28 protein-coding genes are annotated in these 17532 nt (G+C 40.3%); 8 read left to right on the forward strand and 20 right to left on the reverse strand.

The window, feature by feature from the left end; translation table 11 throughout:
• Positions 1-7 precede the first annotated feature (7 nt).
• The 12 genes from CSV75_RS04575 to CSV75_RS04625 all read right to left on the reverse strand — a co-directional run bounded on the left by CSV75_RS04575 (position 8) and on the right by CSV75_RS04625 (position 8155).
• Entirely contained in the window at positions 8-859 is an 852-nt protein-coding gene (locus CSV75_RS04575) for an ATP-binding protein (RefSeq protein WP_099674928.1), read from the reverse strand.
• Between the two features lie 11 nt (positions 860-870).
• Positions 871-1785, reverse strand: coding sequence for a replication protein (locus tag CSV75_RS04580; protein WP_158231596.1), 915 nt, complete (start codon positions 1783-1785; stop codon positions 871-873).
• Between the two features lie 27 nt (positions 1786-1812).
• Positions 1813-2514: an MBL fold metallo-hydrolase gene (locus CSV75_RS04585; RefSeq protein WP_099674930.1), complete on the reverse strand. Its 702-nt coding sequence runs from the start codon at positions 2512-2514 to the stop codon at positions 1813-1815.
• Positions 2514-3440, reverse strand: coding sequence for a RecT family recombinase (locus CSV75_RS04590; RefSeq protein ID WP_099674931.1), 927 nt, complete (start codon positions 3438-3440; stop codon positions 2514-2516). The genes CSV75_RS04585 and CSV75_RS04590 overlap by 1 nt, the downstream gene beginning before the upstream one ends.
• Positions 3441-3719: a hypothetical protein gene (locus CSV75_RS04595; RefSeq protein ID WP_099674932.1), complete on the reverse strand. Its 279-nt coding sequence runs from the start codon at positions 3717-3719 to the stop codon at positions 3441-3443.
• Positions 3720-5702 carry an AAA family ATPase gene (locus CSV75_RS04600; RefSeq protein WP_099674933.1) on the reverse strand — a complete coding sequence of 661 codons (1983 nt, stop codon included), beginning with the start codon at positions 5700-5702 and terminating at the stop codon, positions 3720-3722. It lies immediately after the preceding gene.
• The gene (locus CSV75_RS04605; protein ID WP_099674934.1) at positions 5702-6001 is read right to left on the reverse strand and encodes a hypothetical protein; all 300 of its coding nucleotides are present in this window, start codon (positions 5999-6001) and stop codon (positions 5702-5704) included. Before CSV75_RS04605 ends, CSV75_RS04600 begins: the two co-directional genes overlap by 1 nt.
• A gap of 95 nt (positions 6002-6096) precedes the next feature.
• Positions 6097-6243 carry a hypothetical protein gene (locus CSV75_RS16420; protein WP_199171297.1) on the reverse strand — a complete coding sequence of 49 codons (147 nt, stop codon included), beginning with the start codon at positions 6241-6243 and terminating at the stop codon, positions 6097-6099.
• The gene (locus CSV75_RS04610; protein WP_099674935.1) at positions 6244-6423 is read right to left on the reverse strand and encodes a hypothetical protein; all 180 of its coding nucleotides are present in this window, start codon (positions 6421-6423) and stop codon (positions 6244-6246) included. It abuts the gene before it with no gap.
• A 308-nt stretch (positions 6424-6731) separates the two neighbouring features.
• The gene (locus CSV75_RS04615; RefSeq protein WP_099674936.1) at positions 6732-7010 is read right to left on the reverse strand and encodes a hypothetical protein; all 279 of its coding nucleotides are present in this window, start codon (positions 7008-7010) and stop codon (positions 6732-6734) included.
• A 9-nt stretch (positions 7011-7019) separates the two neighbouring features.
• Positions 7020-7298, reverse strand: a complete 279-nt coding sequence (locus CSV75_RS04620) for a helix-turn-helix domain-containing protein (protein WP_158231598.1) — start codon at positions 7296-7298, stop codon at positions 7020-7022.
• 191 nt (positions 7299-7489) lie between these two features.
• Positions 7490-8155, reverse strand: a complete 666-nt coding sequence (locus CSV75_RS04625; protein ID WP_099674938.1) for a Rha family transcriptional regulator — start codon at positions 8153-8155, stop codon at positions 7490-7492.
• 70 nt (positions 8156-8225) lie between these two features.
• Here CSV75_RS04625 and CSV75_RS04630 point away from each other — a divergent pair, with 70 nt between their 5' ends.
• Positions 8226-8474, forward strand: a complete 249-nt coding sequence (locus tag CSV75_RS04630; protein WP_099674939.1) for a hypothetical protein — start codon at positions 8226-8228, stop codon at positions 8472-8474.
• Here the strand turns inward: CSV75_RS04630 and CSV75_RS04635 are convergent.
• The 3 genes from CSV75_RS04635 to CSV75_RS04645 all read right to left on the reverse strand — a co-directional run bounded on the left by CSV75_RS04635 (position 8452) and on the right by CSV75_RS04645 (position 9438).
• The gene (locus tag CSV75_RS04635) at positions 8452-8751 is read right to left on the reverse strand and encodes a hypothetical protein (RefSeq protein WP_099674940.1); all 300 of its coding nucleotides are present in this window, start codon (positions 8749-8751) and stop codon (positions 8452-8454) included. The two genes, CSV75_RS04630 and CSV75_RS04635, sit on opposite strands and share 23 nt — an antisense overlap.
• A 163-nt stretch (positions 8752-8914) precedes the next feature.
• Complete coding sequence (locus CSV75_RS04640) at positions 8915-9205, reverse strand: helix-turn-helix domain-containing protein (protein WP_099674941.1); 291 nt, start codon at positions 9203-9205, stop codon at positions 8915-8917.
• A gap of 11 nt (positions 9206-9216) precedes the next feature.
• On the reverse strand, positions 9217-9438 hold the full coding sequence (locus tag CSV75_RS04645; protein WP_099674942.1) for a helix-turn-helix transcriptional regulator: 222 nt from the start codon (positions 9436-9438) through the stop codon (positions 9217-9219).
• A gap of 154 nt (positions 9439-9592) precedes the next feature.
• Between CSV75_RS04645 and CSV75_RS16625 the strand changes: the two genes are divergently transcribed.
• The 5 genes from CSV75_RS16625 to CSV75_RS04670 all read left to right on the forward strand — a co-directional run bounded on the left by CSV75_RS16625 (position 9593) and on the right by CSV75_RS04670 (position 12501).
• Complete coding sequence (locus CSV75_RS16625) at positions 9593-10012, forward strand: helix-turn-helix domain-containing protein (RefSeq protein ID WP_099674943.1); 420 nt, start codon at positions 9593-9595, stop codon at positions 10010-10012.
• A 105-nt stretch (positions 10013-10117) separates the two neighbouring features.
• Complete coding sequence (locus tag CSV75_RS04655; protein WP_099674944.1) at positions 10118-10945, forward strand: hypothetical protein; 828 nt, start codon at positions 10118-10120, stop codon at positions 10943-10945.
• 88 nt (positions 10946-11033) lie between these two features.
• Positions 11034-11606 (forward strand): ImmA/IrrE family metallo-endopeptidase, encoded by a 573-nt coding sequence (locus CSV75_RS04660; protein ID WP_099674945.1) that lies wholly within the window; start codon positions 11034-11036, stop codon positions 11604-11606.
• 54 nt (positions 11607-11660) lie between these two features.
• Positions 11661-12098 carry a DUF4231 domain-containing protein gene (locus CSV75_RS04665; protein WP_099674946.1) on the forward strand — a complete coding sequence of 146 codons (438 nt, stop codon included), beginning with the start codon at positions 11661-11663 and terminating at the stop codon, positions 12096-12098.
• 1 nt (position 12099) lies between these two features.
• Entirely contained in the window at positions 12100-12501 is a 402-nt protein-coding gene (locus CSV75_RS04670; RefSeq protein WP_099674947.1) for a TIR domain-containing protein, read from the forward strand.
• On the opposite strand, the gene CSV75_RS04675 is transcribed toward CSV75_RS04670, so the two are convergent.
• Positions 12498-12689: a hypothetical protein gene (locus CSV75_RS04675; RefSeq protein ID WP_199171298.1), complete on the reverse strand. Its 192-nt coding sequence runs from the start codon at positions 12687-12689 to the stop codon at positions 12498-12500. The two genes, CSV75_RS04670 and CSV75_RS04675, sit on opposite strands and share 4 nt — an antisense overlap.
• A 147-nt stretch (positions 12690-12836) precedes the next feature.
• On the opposite strand from CSV75_RS04675, the gene CSV75_RS04680 reads away from it, so the two are divergent.
• The gene (locus CSV75_RS04680) at positions 12837-13991 is read left to right on the forward strand and encodes a tyrosine-type recombinase/integrase (protein WP_158231599.1); all 1155 of its coding nucleotides are present in this window, start codon (positions 12837-12839) and stop codon (positions 13989-13991) included.
• Between the two features lie 49 nt (positions 13992-14040).
• Here the strand turns inward: CSV75_RS04680 and CSV75_RS04685 are convergent, their stop codons facing one another.
• From CSV75_RS04685 to comGA, 3 genes are read right to left on the reverse strand one after another with little or no spacing between them, the layout of a single operon-like run.
• Positions 14041-14142 carry a prepilin-type N-terminal cleavage/methylation domain-containing protein gene (locus tag CSV75_RS04685; protein ID WP_158231600.1) on the reverse strand — a complete coding sequence of 34 codons (102 nt, stop codon included), beginning with the start codon at positions 14140-14142 and terminating at the stop codon, positions 14041-14043.
• 14 nt (positions 14143-14156) lie between these two features.
• Complete coding sequence (comGB, locus tag CSV75_RS04690; protein WP_158231601.1) at positions 14157-15209, reverse strand: competence type IV pilus assembly protein ComGB; 1053 nt, start codon at positions 15207-15209, stop codon at positions 14157-14159.
• On the reverse strand, positions 15196-16200 hold the full coding sequence (comGA, locus tag CSV75_RS04695) for a competence type IV pilus ATPase ComGA (RefSeq protein ID WP_099674952.1): 1005 nt from the start codon (positions 16198-16200) through the stop codon (positions 15196-15198). The genes comGB and comGA overlap by 14 nt, the downstream gene beginning before the upstream one ends.
• 344 nt (positions 16201-16544) lie before the next feature.
• Here comGA and CSV75_RS04700 point away from each other — a divergent pair, with 344 nt between their 5' ends.
• Entirely contained in the window at positions 16545-16787 is a 243-nt protein-coding gene (locus CSV75_RS04700) for a DUF2626 domain-containing protein (RefSeq protein WP_099637273.1), read from the forward strand.
• A gap of 61 nt (positions 16788-16848) precedes the next feature.
• Here the strand turns inward: CSV75_RS04700 and CSV75_RS04705 are convergent, their stop codons facing one another.
• Positions 16849-17484, reverse strand: a complete 636-nt coding sequence (locus tag CSV75_RS04705) for an MBL fold metallo-hydrolase (protein WP_099674953.1) — start codon at positions 17482-17484, stop codon at positions 16849-16851.
• Positions 17485-17532 lie beyond the last annotated feature (48 nt).

Genomic DNA, 17532 nt, shown 5'->3' on the forward strand with positions numbered 1-17532 from the left:
CATCCTCCTAGTAAAATAGTTCATCTCGATAGTCATGATCTGGTGTGAAGATTTCTATCACTTCTGCGTTTTCACTCATCCGAGAAACAGATCGGGCGCCAATTACTTTTTTTAATGATTCTTTGTCGAAGTTGGTTGTGTACACCGTCGACTTACCTTTTCGTAAATCAATCAGGCTGACCCATTCACCACTCGACCAAGATAATTCATCAGCCTTTCTTGTTTCGACTCCCACATCATCAATAATCACTACGTCGAATTCCGAAAACTGCTTTTCAAAACGTTCTTGTGCTACCTGATTGCCAAACATGCTCTTTAGCTTGTTGAACAACTTCTTGGATTCGATAAAGGCCACTTTCTGACCTTGATGCTTGAGCGTTCGCGCAATCGCTTTAGAAAGATGGGTCTTACCTGTTCCCGGAGTTCCAGACAAGCGTAGGTTCTTCGTCTGCCCCTCTAAAAGTTCCTTTACATAGGCTGTTGCCTTTTCCTTAGCTGCCGTCGCTTCTGGTGTCACGCCTTCAAAGTTCTTGAATCCTGCCTTGTCATCTGCATCGATGTAGTACCAATCACCATCCACTACGTCTTGGCGCTTCTGAATCAACTGAGCTCCTACGTCTTTTGCGTGAGCTAGTTTTTCGCAGTCATGGCAAATTGGCCAGACATTCTCTTGCAACCAATCTCCGTTATAGCAATACACCCACGCTTGCTTTGTGTTGCGCTCACATCTAGGGCATTTAACATTCTCCATCCGGACTTCTGATACACCTTGCACATAGTCAGGGTGTATCTTGAAAAATAGATCTTCCACCTTCCGAACTCCCAGCCGCTCGAATACCGTTTCAAATGCACTAACCAATTTAACCCCTCCTAGTAAGGTAGATCCGTGTAGTCAATTTCCTTTTTGTTCTTTTGGTGCTCTTCCACCATTCTTCTTTGTCGTTCCAATGTTTCTGGTGAAGCATCAAAGAGTGAGTGAACATTTCCTCTGGATGGATTACTATTCGCTTTACGCTTTTCATCATTCTCTACATCTTCAATAGTCTTGAAGTTTTGAGATTTCCAACTGTCGACGATTGCTCTTGCATATTTGAATTTATTATTTGCGTTAGCTTCTACTGATTTTTTAAGAGCTAGCAGAACTAACTCTGAATTGCTCTCGTCAACCAGATATCCGATTTGCTGACTAACATACGGTGAAATCAATCCAATATTTTGTTCGTAAAATTTGATGACTTCACCGAAATATTCGTCAACCATCGGCAACCCCTTGTTGTTGTCTTTAATACTTTCTTTATAGTTATCTTTAACCTTTCTTTCTTGGGTATCGTCTTGCACACTAGTACTAGTATCGTTCTGTACACTAGTGCTAGTATCATCTTGTACACTAGTATCAGTATCGACTCGCACACTAGTATCGTTCTGCACACTAGTATCATCTTGCACACTATTAAATATTGTGTATTTCTCTATTTTCCATGAGTTATAATTCTTGTTGAACATGTAAGAATTAGTTGCATTCGCTCCACCTTGTTCTATTTTTACTATCACGTTAGATTCGACTAACTTCTTCAGGGAATCATTTATTCTTGTTCTTCCTAACCCTGTATGATTCATAAGAAAAGTCAGTGATAATTGATGGGATTTCCTCTGAAATCCGTAAGTGTACCGCCAAACACACATGACTATTTTCATTTCATTTAAAGTGAATTTGTATCTTTGCACCGACTCTAAAATCTCGTTAGCTATCCTCGTAAATCCATTTTCAGTTTGTGGACTGCTCAACCACCTCACATCCTTTTTTCGTTATTTCTAAGCTACATACACTAACTTCCCAGTAGCAGCCTGTACCGCTTGTTTAAATTCGATTTCATTACTGTTTGAATCCGATAAGTGAAGTAAATGAATCTCCTGAACCTTCGATAGATCGTTAGCTTTCAAAAAGACCAATAGATTTTCCAGACTGAAATGCGACTGCATAACTCGTTCCATTAGAAATTCAGGAATAAGTCCGCTCTCTACGTTTTCTTGTAGTATCTTTTGCGAGTAATTACACTCGATCAGTAAATGTGTAAGACCCGAAAACTTGTACTTGATATAGTAGGTATCTGTTGCGAATAACAGCTTGTCACTGTCTTGATTCGCTAACAGGAAACCGAATGGCTCTGCTGCATCGTGCTGGACGTCAAACGGTAATACAGTCCACGTACCGACCCTGAATATCTCTTTGCATGTAACAGGCCGTATACGGTGATGTTGAATGCCGATAGCGTTCGCTGTGCCTTGAGACATGTAAATGTCTAATCCGCGGTCTGCAACGTCCTGTACTGCCTTGCAATGGTCTTTGTGTTCGTGTGATACCAATACGCCTGCTATATTGCTAGTTTTAAAGTTCAGCGCCTTCTGAATCGACCTGAATTTAATGCCACACTCCAGAAGGAGCGAGGAATGGCCGTCTGTAATGTGATAGCAATTCCCCGTACTACCTGTTGCGAGTGTTGTAATCTCAATCATTAGAAGCCCGGCCCATCTGACGTGACTGTTACTGGTTCAGGTTCTTTTGGTGTCGACTTCTGTGTAGTCGCCTCTTTTACAGGTTGGATGATTTCACCAGTTGTCGGTTCAACAAAATCCAATACTTCTTTGTTCGCATTTTGGTCAATTTCATGTTGTGGATTGATTTCTCGTAAAGGTTTATCATCTTCAAATTCGTTTTCTGTCGTGCGATTAATTGCTCCAATGAATAGATCACTATCATCTGAAGTGTTAATAAAGGCTTTAGATGCTCGGTTGATCACTGTTCGTTTTGCCATCTCTTGTGGGTACTTATTTTGTACTGTCTGCATAGATGATTGGGACCATGATGTTTGAATTTCCGCCATCGTCATAACCGTAAGGAACTGCACGCCATCATCACGCTCAATGATGCAATATGCACCTTGAATATCTTCTTTCTTTCCGGTAGCCGCTTGCCAATCTACTGTGTGAGACTTGAAAGCCAATTGCCCCCTGTCGTTGTACTCCACATCGAATGTCTCACCTTTCCAGATGACGTTAGCCCATACATCCTTTACACCGTTCAAGCGCTTTAGGACCGCCTGTGTGCCGTGGTATGAACGAACAAACTGCATTTTGTCACCATATACGATGAAGTAGCCTTGATTCTTCGCCACACTCAATGCCTGGATCGCCATATCTTGAAGGGAGAATGCGACACTTTCGGGTGTTGCGCTGTCCATCAAGGATGTTTTCTTCTTGAAATCTACTTCTGTAAGCTTGAAATAAGCCGCTTGTACCGCATTCACAATGGAGTAGTTTTCAGGGATGTTGATTTGATTGTTTTCAACCATTGCTTTCACTTTGTTGGCGACCTTCGTCACCAGTTCGTTTTTCTTTTCTGCTGGTTGCATTTGTTGAGTTTCTTGTAGTTGGTTTGTCATTTATTTTTCCTCCTTTATATTTGTGAATTGAACTGTGTTAAAAGCGATACCTGGCACTTCTATTAATTCGACAGCAGATGAACTGCCGCCGACGGAGATTTTTTTAACTGTATATATCTCGTCCACCTTCAAGTGTTTAGACGCACGGTCCGAATCGCTCTGTCTTCCGTTTTCAGGATATTTAAAAATAACTTTACTTCCGTCCTTCGTCTCTAATTTCATAGTCGGAAAACGCGCCTGATTCTCATCAATCATGCGACCTATTGATTCCCAGTCCATTTATGCCACCACGCTTTCTTCATTTGATTGCGTTTCAATCCGCAATCGCTTGTCAGGTTCAGATACAACTAAACTAATAAGCTGTGAGTCAGTATCTGCAATCCGCGTGACTGCTTCGGCATTGTCGACGAAAATTGGGACTCTGAAACCGTAATGATTTGATAGAGTTCGGATAATATCCAAGCCGACATTGATCTTCGCCGCATTGTTAAGTCCGGAACCATAAGGAACACCTTTATACGTCGTTTCACACACGTCAACCAGCGTTCCGTCAACTTGTTTGTGAGTTAATTTAAAGCGTGCAATCTTGAATTTACTGTTGATTTTTTCATCCAACATTTCTACTTTGATTCGAGTAAATTCTTCTATCAGGAATAATTCCTTTTCGACTTTTTCAAATTCCTTAGCGAGTTGTTCTTGCTGTTGTTCGAGTTCAGAAATACGTTTCTTGGACGCTTCCGCCTGCTCGTGTTTTGCGATCTGTCCGTTTAATTCGGAGCGTTTTGCCTTTAATGAAACTACTTCTTTCTCAATTTCTACAACAGCTTCAGTTGCATTCGCCTCGAGGGATTTGATTCCTTCCTGGACAGCAGACATCTCTGCGACCTTGTCAGTGTACTTAGGATTCGTCCGAGCGTTCTTTACTTCGTCACGTAATTCGTTCAGCTGGATTGTCAGCTTGTTGATTCCTTCTTCCTTCTTTGCAATGTCGTTTGTTAGTTGAGAAACAACTTTTTCAGTATCAGTGATTCGATTCAGCGTTTCTTCTTTGTCTGCCGCAATCGCTTTGCCTGTCGTTTGAATGCGCTCTAACTTGCCGGACTTTATGGTGTTAAACTCCGCTACCGCCTTATCTCTAGCGGCTGCCAGTTGCTCTTCTGGCAAGGCTTGTCCGCATGTTGGACACTCACACGCTTCTTTATGTTCAAACTGTTTAGCGTTCTCTGTTGCGAAGTCCTCTCGCAATGCAACTAGCTTCTTGTCAAACTCGAATATATCTGCTTGTCCTACTTTGATTTGATGGTTAGCATCATCTAACTTGCGCTGCATAATCGCTTGATTGGATTTCTCTTCTTGGATCTTAGCGGTCACCTGGTATCCTTTGTCAGTCGCTTCTGATTCCAGTTCACGTTTGACGGACTCAAGATCCATTTCAATCTGTCGTAAATCGTTCTTTTTATTCGTAACAACCGAACCGTTTTTGATGTTGTTGATTTGAGTAGATGCCGCGTCAATCTCTTTTTCTACTTTTGCGATTTCTACTTCTATAGAAGAGACATCAATACTCCCTTCCGAAAGCATGTTATTAATCTCGCTGATTCTTGTCGGAATGCTTTTAATTTCATCATTGATTTTCTTCTTTTTAGCAGCAATCACTTTTTTGTGGTCCTCGATTTTTCGACCATTCAGAATGCCGGTCAATTCTTGCAACTTTTTGTTAGCAGAAATAACTTCTTCATCAGTTAAATATCCGGTAATGTCCAAAAGCACTTCGCGTCGTTTCTCCCACTTGAATTGTTCATTGAAGTAAGTGGGTGAAGTCAAAAGCTTAAATACCTCTTCGTCAATCAATTCTTTAATTGCCTCGTTGTACTTCTTTTCTGGTGTCGGAACCTCATCGATGAAGTATTTGTTTTTGTTTCCTTTAAACGTTGCTTCAAGTGCGTTTCTCTTTTGAGTCCAATCCTCGTAATGCACTTTTTTCAATACCAACGGGTGACCATCTACCAGGAAAGTCGCTTCAACTTCGTGTTCCAAGTTGTTCATTTCTTGACCGTCAGGCGTCAGTGTTTTAAGAGAGAACTTCGTTTGGTTTTGGCTGTTTTTATTGAACAAAAGCCACAAAAATGCATCGTACAAAGACGTTTTACCTGTTTCGTTATCCCCGAAGATTGTTGCATCGTTACCGTTTACGTTGAGTTCAAATTCCTTGATCCCCTTGAAGTTCTTCAATGTGAGATTCATCAATTTAATTTCTTTCATCATTCTTCCTCCTGCCCTATATTCCATCTATCACGTAAGTAAAGTAGATGATCAATGTATTCTTCTGCATTTTGACAATCGACTATATCCAACAAAGCCGAGGGCGAACCGCTGAACAAAATACTTCTATTTTGAAAAAACTTTTCGTTTTCAATTTTTATTTTGGATTTGTTTTCGGTTGTAATAATGCTTAGCTTCCCTTCGTTCAAACATAATGAGAAGCGTTGTCTGGATGGGAACTTCACGCCTATTTGATTCACTCTATTTACAAGAAAATCTCTATCAGTTTTCGTCTCCAATACGTTCTCCTCCTTGTGATTTTCGGGATTCCGCGCTATAATAGCGCCAAGTAGTTTTATATGGAATCCCGAACTCGCTGCTCTAACAGCGGGTTTTATTTTTGTTCTTCTTCGACTTCTGCAACGGACAACTCGTGATAACAGTCGTTGCACGTTTGCGGATAGCCGACTTCACTGCCTATAAACTCACCGCAGTACTGGCAAAGCACGCCACCTATCATCATGTCTGCAAATTCACCCATTCAAATCGCCTCCTCAAAACGAATGATTTCCGCGTCTTTACGAATCGCATAGACCTTCATGTGATCGCCGTAGTTGTCATAATACGTTTGAGCCGCGGCTAACACGCTGTCCTCAAATGTCATCACGTAGACCGAATCGATTTCTTGCATAAAGACGATTTCCCACTGGTACGTTTTCATCTTCTTCGCGCTCCTTTCTAAGTTGGTGACCTGCGTCCGCCCATAGTGTGCCGATCATGAATGCAACGACTGGAAGCAAGCACGCGATCAATAACAAATGTCCGTAATCCGTCATGTCATCAACTCCCTTCTATATGATGGATGTGAATCCCATCAAGAAGACCAGGTCTACGAGTTTCCAATTCGCAGTGGAAATGATCCAATGGCTAACCAACCAACCCGAGCTTCTTGATAGGAGCCAAAGCTCCCATTCTGTGATATACTGAAAGTACATAAATTCTAGTTTTGCCGATTTGACGTTGGATCCGTCAGTCGGCTTTTTTGTGCGTAAATTGTATAGCTTGTGCATTGATTCCTTGCGCGATTAGCTTCTCTGCCAATGCGTGCGTGCTACCGTCCATGCGTTTCATGTGTTGCATAACTCTCACTTGCTTAAACATCTCTAGCAACGTCTCCGCACGAAATACCGCTTCTTCCATGTCGTCCGTCCAATTACATAACTCCAATGCTTCGATTTGGTGCATGGCCATCTTCTTTAAATCTGCCGCTCTTTCAATGTCCGCTCTACGATAATTTGTTAGTTTCATAGTGTCCTCCTAAAAAATAAGTGTGATAAATCCTGCTACCATCGTGCTGACGGTATTGATAATATCCGGCAATGTATGCAATACTTCCGTTCCGTATAGGAAGGCAATGCCCATGTCGACTGTCTGCGTCTGTACTGTCCAATCTCGGAAGATATCTAGCGCTGGGTACTTCTCGCCCCGCTCGATTTTCGATACATCTGACTGGTTGATGTTCAGCGCGAATGCCAGCTCCTCTTGTTTCAAGCCTTGACTCTTACGGCATTGCCTTAAAAATTTCCCGATTTCCATTGGCTCACCCCCTCTCAATATTCCTGATTGGAATATATGCCGTTGAAGCATATAAGCCAGTGTGGAATTTAATACTCTTGCAAGGTGTTGTATTCTAGTAATAGACCTACTCATAACCCTCGTTTTACGCTTCGTACGCAACCTCTTAATCTAGTGGAGCAAACCCCTCCGCTTCGCTAGATCACTTCATATCAATCCACCAGTCGCAATTGTTGCTGATTGTTCAGTTTCTTAATTTCTAAACGTAATGCCGTGTCTGGTGACCACTCCTGAATAAATTGCAGCGCATCCTCAAATTGCGCTTTCGGCAGTTCGCCGTACCTCGGAACCTCGAAGTAGTTTTTGAACTCTCTCCAAAACTGCGAAAATGCTTTTCTGCTAATTTCCTTATAGGCGGTAGATTTCATACCACCTAACGATTCCACAATCTTGCCACGAGCATTTTTTCCGATTCTTTGCTCTTGCGGTCCGTTGATCCGCATGTTGTCCTCTAAATAAGTGATTCGCTTATCCTGAGATGTAAGTTCACCAACTGCCATTTGCATGATTTCTAGTTGTGACATTGGTTTATAGATACCTTCCAACTCTTCGATGCGTTTGATAACTTTGAATCTAGTCATAGCATCATATTTTAAAGCTAGTTGCATAGCGCCATCTTTACCGAATGAGTAAATCGGCTGTTTCCTATTGTAGGAATCGATTCTTTCAGTCGGTCCAAATATGGACTGACCTATTTCTTCGCCTAATTCATCGATTTCTCTCCGGATGTCACGCATTACGTGCTTGTGTTCTTTCCCTACAATTTCCGCAATGTCCAAACTCGTCATTTCAATACCACTTGTCATTAATTGATTCATCCTATTTCCTCCTTTTAGTAGGCATATTGTTCCTCCATGTCGAATAGTGACAGTGGAGGAGGTGATTTACATGGACTTCGAAAAAATCAAAAGTGAAGCATTACGCGAGTTTACCGGTAATAAAGTTATTGATTTTTTAAAAGAGACAGATAATAGCAATCCGTTCAACTTGCCGCCCGACGAAGCGGAAGGTGTGGAAAACAATAAACTTATGATCCGTCTCGCTTTTGAAGCTAGTTCTATAGCAATTGAGAAGTATCACGAACAACTCTCTTTGCTGCTAAAGGAAAAAGGAATTAATCTTGACGATCTTGATTAGACTCTTTTGCAATCTCATCGCAAGCCAAGATAAACGCTAGTTCGCTTTTGCTCTTGGATTTCACTATTTCATTAGCTTCCTCGGCACTCCTGCCCGCCTCTACCAATCTCCGTACGACTTCTTCAGCTACTAAAGTGATGTCGGTCGTCGTACCAGCCGCGACCTTCACTAAATTTGAGTAGCTGTTTACCAAATCCGCTAATCCCTTCATATCGTTTGCCTTTATACTCGCCTCGCGAATGATCGCTTCTTCAACTGCTTTAATTACTTCGTGCATATTTCATCCTCCTATCCGAATCTTCTTTTTAGAAAAGCACCATGTCTTGCCCAGTAAACTAATTTGAAACCAAGCTTCTGCATATCTGATTCCCGACTCTTCATATTTAGTGATGTAATGTTTCAACACACTTCTCACCTCCTCTATAGAAGATTCCAAAAACCTAACTGCCGAAGTTATAAACCAAATCGTAATTACTCCGGTTCTTAATCCATTGCAACAACTGATCCGTTACAATCTTGGCGTGACCGAAATCATGAGTAACTGGAAAGCCTTGAATTTTTGCTGCACGGTGCACTGTTGTGTAACTCACACCCAGCAAGTCTGCAGCCTCTTGCAATGATAGTAAGATTGGTAGTTGACGTTCGCGTATAGCTTCGCCAACCGCCCGATTTACTGCTGCATTGATAAGCTCGTTTAATTCTGTTGCGTTTGTTACAATCACCTCTGACATCTTTCTCCCTCCTATCCGACTTCTTTTTGTTTCGTTTCGTTACGTTCCGTATCAAAAAAAATAGTCCAATCAAAACCCATAACTAGCGCAATAGATTTCGCGACATGCACACTAGGGTTTCTATCGCCGGCCTCAATCATAGTATAGTAGGCGCGTTCGATGTTAGAACGTTCCGCGACACTCTTCTGGGTCAAACCTTTCTCAACGCGCAACTCTTTCAACCACTTTCTCAACTTACTCACCTCCATTTGTTGCGATTCGTTACTTTTATTATAGTATCGTTATGTTACATTGTCAACTTAAATATTAAATTATGTTTCATTTCGTTACACTCTATTGTAGTAACACTATGTTACTGGCATATTAAAGGGAGTAGGAGGTTTAAATATGCTAAGTGTTAGGCTTATTTCATTAAGAAAATCCCATAAAAAAACTCAGCAAGACGTGGCTGACTATTTAGGCTTAACTCGTCCCGCTTATACAGCGTATGAACGGGGAAATAGACAACCCGATTATACAATTCTTCAAAAATTAGCAGATTACTATGATGTTTCAACTGACTACCTATTAGGGCGTTCTGATAATCCCGGAGCGAATCCAGTAGTAGTAGCCGGCGAAGAAATCAATTTAACCGCTGAAGAACTCCAACTCTTTAACGAACTAAAAAAACACCCTGTCATGTTTCACGACCTAGCGTCTGATCCGGAGAAGAAAGTGAAAGAGCTCCTGAAGATGTATAAGATGAAAAAGATGTTTTTGGAGGACGAAGAAGAACAGGGCGATGGATTTGGTGATTTGGAGGATTGAAGGCAGGTAATACCACGGTTTAACCAACCGTGTTTATTTTTACGTATACTATAGGAGTATCTCACTAAGTAGTGTGTGTGAGACAAACTAATTAGGGGGGGTTCTATGAGGGCGTTTATAGAGTTTGTGGGTGGGCTTATAGCAACAGTTGGTACGTTCGCTTTTTTTATAGGTCTCATTATGTTATGGATTGCATTTAAAAAGAATATGCCGAAAAAGAACTTAGGTATTGTAACCGGAATTGGATTTGTGTTGATGCTTATCGGAGGTTCCATACTTCCTCCTATTGAAGAGGAACAAGCCAAAGTGCCGGTGGTGACTAAAGAAGAGAATGTAGAGAAGCAAAAGATAGTCGATGCAGAAAAGGAAGAACAGCAAGCTGCAGATAAAGCGCAATTGGATAAAATGATGAAAGAGTATGAGGAAGAAGAGAAGAAAATAGCTAAAAAGAAGCGAGTGGAAAAAGAAGCTGAAAAAAATCTTCCTATAGATAAAAAATTAGTTAAAAACAACGATCATGTTGATGAAGCGGCAATTGATGATAAAGGATTTTTAACCATATCACATAACGCTACCGCTGCATGGAGCGAGAACTCCATCGTCACTACACATACCTACTGGATGTTTGAAGCTATGAACGAAGGTTTTAAAGATCCGTCTGTCAACGAAGTGGAAGCCTCCATAAAGACGAACGTTATCGACAATAAAGGTAATTCATCCCTAAAGGAAGTGGCAAGCTTTCTTTATGCAAGAGAGACATTCGAAGAGTTGAATTATGAAGGATTCTTGACTCTTGCAAGCGGTCAAGAGTGGCGAATCTATAATGAGTCAGATGTATATCAACTATATCCGGTAATCTTTAACAATATTAAAGAGGACTACAAAAATAATTTAGTAAGCGGAATATCGAAGTATCCGCTCGTTACAGACTGACAACTCATATATGGGGATTTTCTTTTCAATGTAAAAATACTTCACACAGTAAAACTTAGTTAATCAGTCTATAAAGGTCGTGAAATCTATGCAGCTAAGACACCACACCGACTACTGGGAGGAACGGGCCGACAAGGTCCTCTCCCATTTTTCATATACATATCCAGATGAAATCGATTTGTATGACATCTGTTGGCGCTACGGTATACGAGTATTGCCCTTGGACTCCCCTTCTATAGAAGGAATAGCAATTAATAAACATCTCAAGGCTTTCTCCATACCGAAGGATCATGCACGACGCGGGACCATCTTCATTAAAGAAGGATTGGACGCTATTGAAACGAAACTGCTACTTGCGGAAGAGTTTTGTCACTTGTATGCCCATCATCAAACACAATTAAGTGTAGACCAATACACCATCGGTAAGTGCGAGAACCAGGCGAAGCGTATGGCTGCTTATCTACTGATGCCAGGGCAATTCATTGATGATGTATATGCGGACGCGTATGAAGCGCCTGTGGTGATCTCCGACATTGCGGATTATTTTCTGGTGACGGATGAAGTGGCTGCTTATCGGATGGAGTTGGAGTTTCAGCATAAGGTGGATGGGTTTGTTGTGTCACGTGGGAAGTTGGGGACGTTGGAGTGGATTGGGCAGTGAAACTTAGTCATCTAGTGCCTCAAATTATAAAGAGGAATTGGAGGGTTGTGATATATGGAGGAATTGGAATACGTTAAAGAACGCTTGGACAATCAAATAAAATGGTATGACGATAAAAGTATTTCTCATCAAAAAATCTATAAACGTTGGAAAATAGCACAAATAATTATATCTGCTTCGATACCTTTTGTAGTTGGATATGTCGATATAGTTAAATTCTTAGCGATTATAGTAGGCTTGATGGGTGTTGTAATCACTTGTATAGAAGGAATATTAACTTTAGGTAAATATCATGAAAATTGGATTGAATATCGTAGTATATGCGAAACCCTAAGACACGAGAAGTATATGTATTTAACAAAGACTGGTGTTTATAGTAACGAACCTTCTTTTATAAACTTGGTAGAAAGAGTAGAGAGTGTAATATCACAAGAGAACGTGAATTGGGCAGCATTAAACTATGAAAATAACAAAACAAACGGAGGTAATTAGAGTGGCTAAAAAAGTTTTTATTAGTTATCACAGTGACACGGAGGGTACTAGACACAAAAACTTGTTAGTGGCATGGTCCAAAAACGATAATGGACACTTTGATATAAAGTTTGACGATACATCTGTCGGTGTATCAATAAAATCTGAGGATGCAAATTATATAAAGAGTGTTATTAAAAGAAAAATTACCGAAAGTAATATATTCTTGATTCTAATTGGTAAGAATACTCATTTAAGCGACTGGTGTAATTGGGAAATTGAAAAAGCTGTTGAATTAAAAAAGCGCATAGTTGCAGTCAAAATACAAAGTACGTACACAACTCCCGCTGGACTTTACGGTATAGGTACTAAATGGGCCTATTCTTTCACTTATGATTCAATAAAAAAAGCAATTGAAAGTTAATCAATTGCTTCATAAGTTTCTAAAAATATTTCAGGTTTTACAGGGTATTGCTCTCCCCTCACACCAGTAACAATCCAATCACCCTTTTCAGCTTTCATTGTACCTTCTAATGTTTCAATGAAAATTTGCTCTTCTGTACGAAAAGCGGAAACAATCACAGGTTTTTTTCTAAAGACTTTGTTATTCACGAAACATCTCTCCTTCTTATCCATGTACACTCTTAATACCCAATGTAACATAAAAGCAAAACATACAATTGATTAACTAGCCTTTTCGAAGGCTTTTCTTTAAACTAAAAAAAGAACATACATTCCCAAATGAGAGGAGTAATGAATATGTATTGTCGTAAATTAAACAACGGAAAATGGTCGTGTACCACTGACGCCACCCCTAACCCCCTTACCGGTCAGCGTAGACAAGTAACACGCCGTGGCGACACAAAGAAAGAAGCATTACAAAGAGCCCAGGTAGCTGCAGAGGAGTTATCTAAACAAAGACAACCGCAAAAAAGAATCGTTCAGGAAGTTTATGACGACTGGTTAAATATATACAGAGAAACGGTTAAAGCTTCGTCAGTAAAAGCTAGAATGGTGGCAATGCGTCCTTTTATCGAGAAGCATGGCAACCACTTGATCAGCAAGTTACAAATAAACGACATACAGAAATTCTTAGTTGAAAGGCGCGATACAGATATTTCGAAACATCATATCGCTTCGACTCGAACCGCATTGAACTTAATGTTTGAATTTGCTTGTAAAAATGATTATGTCGAAAAGAACATAGTGAAAGACACTGTAATACCCAAAGCCAATAAGAAATCACAACAACTCGTCAACTCAAAGAAAAAGTATCTCGAAAAGGATGAAATCCAACGCTTCTTATCCGGTGTAAAATCTTCTGGTAGAAGAAATGCTTATCCCTTGGCGCTTACCATGCTTTCTACTGGCTTACGTGTCGGGGAGGCATTATCACTTACCTGGGACGATATCGACTTGGAAAAGCATAGGCTGGTGGTCAACAAAACGTTGTTTGAAAAGGATTCTGATGAAGGTGGATTTGAATTAGTACCTCCGAAAACAGAAGACTCCAATCGTACTGTATCCTTTAACAAGGATCTCGCCGAAGAACTGAAGAAGATGAAGGTCCAATATAATAAAGAAAAGTTGATAGGTTTACGAGATCCTAAATCCGTGTGGTGCAATCTAGTATTTACAGGAAGAAGACAGCAACCTGTCCGAGCTGTCACGATTGGTAACGTGTTTAACAAGATATACAAAGCCTACGGTATTAATGATGTGAGTGGCACTCATATTTTACGACACACGCATATCACCATGCTTGTAGAAGCTGGTGTAGATCTTCCTGTTATTATGGAACGCGTCGGTCACTCAAATATAAATATCACCCTCGACATTTACACGCATGTCACGAAAAAAATGCAGAAACAAAGTGACGACAAAATTAATGAGTATTTCCGCCAATTTATCTAAAATCAAAATAAATGTGGTTTTTCTGTGGTTTTTTGACTTGCCAGGTCACCTATAAACCCTTGTGAGCGCCGTAGTTGCGCTCTTCCCACTCTCCAATGTTTAAGATGATCATCATTTCAATTAACGTAAAACCTTTTTCATTCTTCCGCAACATTTTTCCTCCTTTTAGATACTGTCGATCATCTTATAAACAGGTAATAAAATAGATAAATAGGATAATAAAATACAAACCGCCAGAACACCAAATAAGGCAGGCTGTAAAATCGTTATCCACTGAGTAATCTCCTCCTCCAACTGTTCACTCGTATGTTCGCTATACAGCATAAGTTCTTTCGATAAGTATCCGCTATCGGCTCCGTGTTTCGCAAAATCTGCTAGACGTGGTGAGAGTCCATTTGTTAAACGAATGGCTTCATGTAAGGATTCCCCATAAATAACGTGTTTACTTAGTTCACTCGTGATAACGGATAATATAGGATCCTCCGTCTGCTCCACTAGAACAGCTAATGCGTTTTGCATGGAAAGACCAGATTGTAATAAGCTTCCAAGCTCACTAGCGAAATCCCTAGTTTTCATTTCACAGTAGAATGTTCTGATTCGTGGGATTTTCAATATATAGTGCAAAACTTCAGAAGGAGATAATCTTCTTAACCACAAGCGAACTACAAGAAAACCGACAGCAAATAGAATAGCCATAACTAGCAAGAGGTCTGGTATCGATGAAACGAGTTTCGGTAGTAATTGGACGATTCCCCCATTATCATTCGCCCGCATTACAGTCAATGCTTCAAAATTCGGTAAGAAAAATTGCCGAAACGCGACCAATAAAATTAATAAGAAAGAAAACAATACACTTGGATATGCCAACAGTTTACGAACTTGTTTCTGCTTCTCCGTCTTTCTGTTGACACGATCCGCCACTTCTTTCAACGCGCGGATCAAGTTGCCGTCTACTTCCGCAATAACGATCGGCAACATTATACTTTTACCGAAACCTAAACTCTTCAGAATATGCGAAACACCATATCCCATCTTCAACTCTTCTTCTACTTGCAGAAGTTTTTCCTCATACTCTTTCGTGTGATAAGGCAATATCAGAATGAGTCCTTCATGAAAGGTATATCCTTCTTGTAATAACACTGACAGTCGTACTAGAAACTCCGCCGGCTTTGTTAATTTTTTATTGGAAGATGGACTAAATAATCTAATCCGTTCCATACAGCACCTTTTCATACAAAGCTTGTTGTACTTCAATTTTCTTATTAACAGGAGTCGTAAACCGTAGACCATTCACCATTGATTCCGTAGCCAATTGTAGATCTGACTCTTGCAATATTTCAAAAACTGCCGCCGCTTCTCCAGACTGTTGTATAACCAGTCGCTGAGCGGATATTGGAATTATGGTCTGTCTGAGCTCTTCCACTTGGATTCCAAGGTCTAGTAAGCGATACAAGCAACCTACCGGATCTTTCGCATGAATTGTGCTAAGAACTAAGTGTCCTGTCAACGCCGCTTCAACTGCGATTTTAGCTGTCTCGGCATCACGTATTTCACCAATCATGATGACATCGGGTGAATGACGCAAAATTGCTTTTAACCCAGCAGAATAGGAAATACCGGAACGTTCATTCACTTGAATTTGTAGCAGATGACTATGATTATTCTCTACTGGATCTTCGAGTGAAATGACATGACGCTTAAGTTCGGATACACAATGGGAAGTTAAGGAATATAATGTAGTCGTTTTACCAGAACCAGTTGGTCCGGTGACAAGAAACAGTCCTTGTTTATAAGCGGCAGCTTCAGCCAATTGTTGTGTCCATTCAGAATCGAGACATAGCTGGTTGAGCGGAACGATTTTATCGTGTTTCTGAATACGGATCGCGACACTTTCCCTCAATTGAATAGATGGAATTGTCGAGACGCGAAAAGAGAAGTTGCAGTCTAAGATAGACCGGTGGAAGGAACCACTTTGCGGACGACGTTGTTCGCTGATATCTAAAGAAGATAAGAATTTATAGAATGAAATTAACCGTCCGCCTAATGTATGAGGATACTGCCCGATTTTCGAAAAATACGAATGCTTGCGAATTGTCACGTCATATCCTTCTATCGTTGGCACAAAATGAATATCTGTCGCTTCAGAATTAATTGCTTTCTCAAGCAATTCTAAACACGTTTTTTCTATAATGTTCTTTTCAGTTTCCATAGTTCTCTCCTTTCTCCATTCGACAAAAGACCACTTTTTATCTTAGAAAGAAGTATATATGGAAATTAAATTGTTTGAAAATGCATGACATTTATGTTAATTCATTTTTCATAGTCCATATGGGGTCATAATCCATTTCTTTACGTCAATTCGATATCAAAAATCAATTTTCACATTATTTTCATAGTAGGTTCTGTTATACTGTAAGCAGCTACTATCTTAATCCATTCGGACAAGTACACTCTTTTGACACAATGTGAAATCGATTGGAGTTTACTTTTAGGCCGACGTTCTATTATAATGGATAAGAGCTTATTGTAATGTTGTGAAGGAGGGATTCTTAGATGGATAATATGTTTAAACTTTTAGGATTCTGGTCAGGTATTTTTGCGGTAATGTTCTTTGTAGGAAATATGATTCCAGCTGCTTTACTTATGGTAGCAGGCACAATCTTCTTTGTTCTACTAGGATACTTGAAGCTTTCAGAGCGTATGTATGTTTACCTATTCGGAGCATACCTGATGATCTTCATGGTTGGTTTTAGTTACTATTCTATTTTCATTCACGTACCTGGCGGAGGACACTAATCCGTACATACAAAAAACAGCTTTCTCAATGGAAAGCTGTTTTTTGTTTGCTTTATTTTGTTTAAAACCCGTGTAAGTATGGGTTTTGGTCTTTTTCTATTCCGATTGTTGTCGCAGGTCCATGTCCTGGATAGACCAACATCTCGTCGTCCAGTGACAATAATTTTTCGTGAATCGCTTCTAGCAATGTTTCCGTATCGCCACCTGGCAAGTCGGTACGGCCTACGCTTCCTTGGAACAATGTATCTCCTACGATTGCGAACCCTTCATCTTCAAAGATATAACAAACGCTTCCAGGCGAGTGTCCAGGCACATGACGTAGCTCCATCTTAAACGGACCCACTTCCAAATACTTTTCATCATGAAGTAGTACGTCAGCAGGATGACAAATCACGTCAGGTAATACGGGGTATTTAGCTGAACCGTTTAACTCGGGACTTCCAAGCCATTTCTTTTCCGCCACATGCAAATACACAGGAATATCAAAAGCAGTTCGAATCTTTTCCACCGCTCCGATATGGTCAAAGTGTGCATGCGTCAGCAAGATGGCAACTGGCTTCAAAGATAACTTTCTTAATTCCGATAGTAATACCTCTCCATCTTCACCTGGATCGAAAACTAAACAATTCTTCTCTTCGTCTTCCAATATGTAGCAATTCGTCTGAATTGGACCTAATGGACGTATATGTATCCTCATTTAACTCACCTCTAAGTCTAATATTAATGAATATGGACACAAACTTCA

It is taken from the genome of Sporosarcina sp. P18a (assembly GCF_002743135.1).
Lineage (GTDB): Bacteria > Bacillota > Bacilli > Bacillales_A > Planococcaceae > Sporosarcina.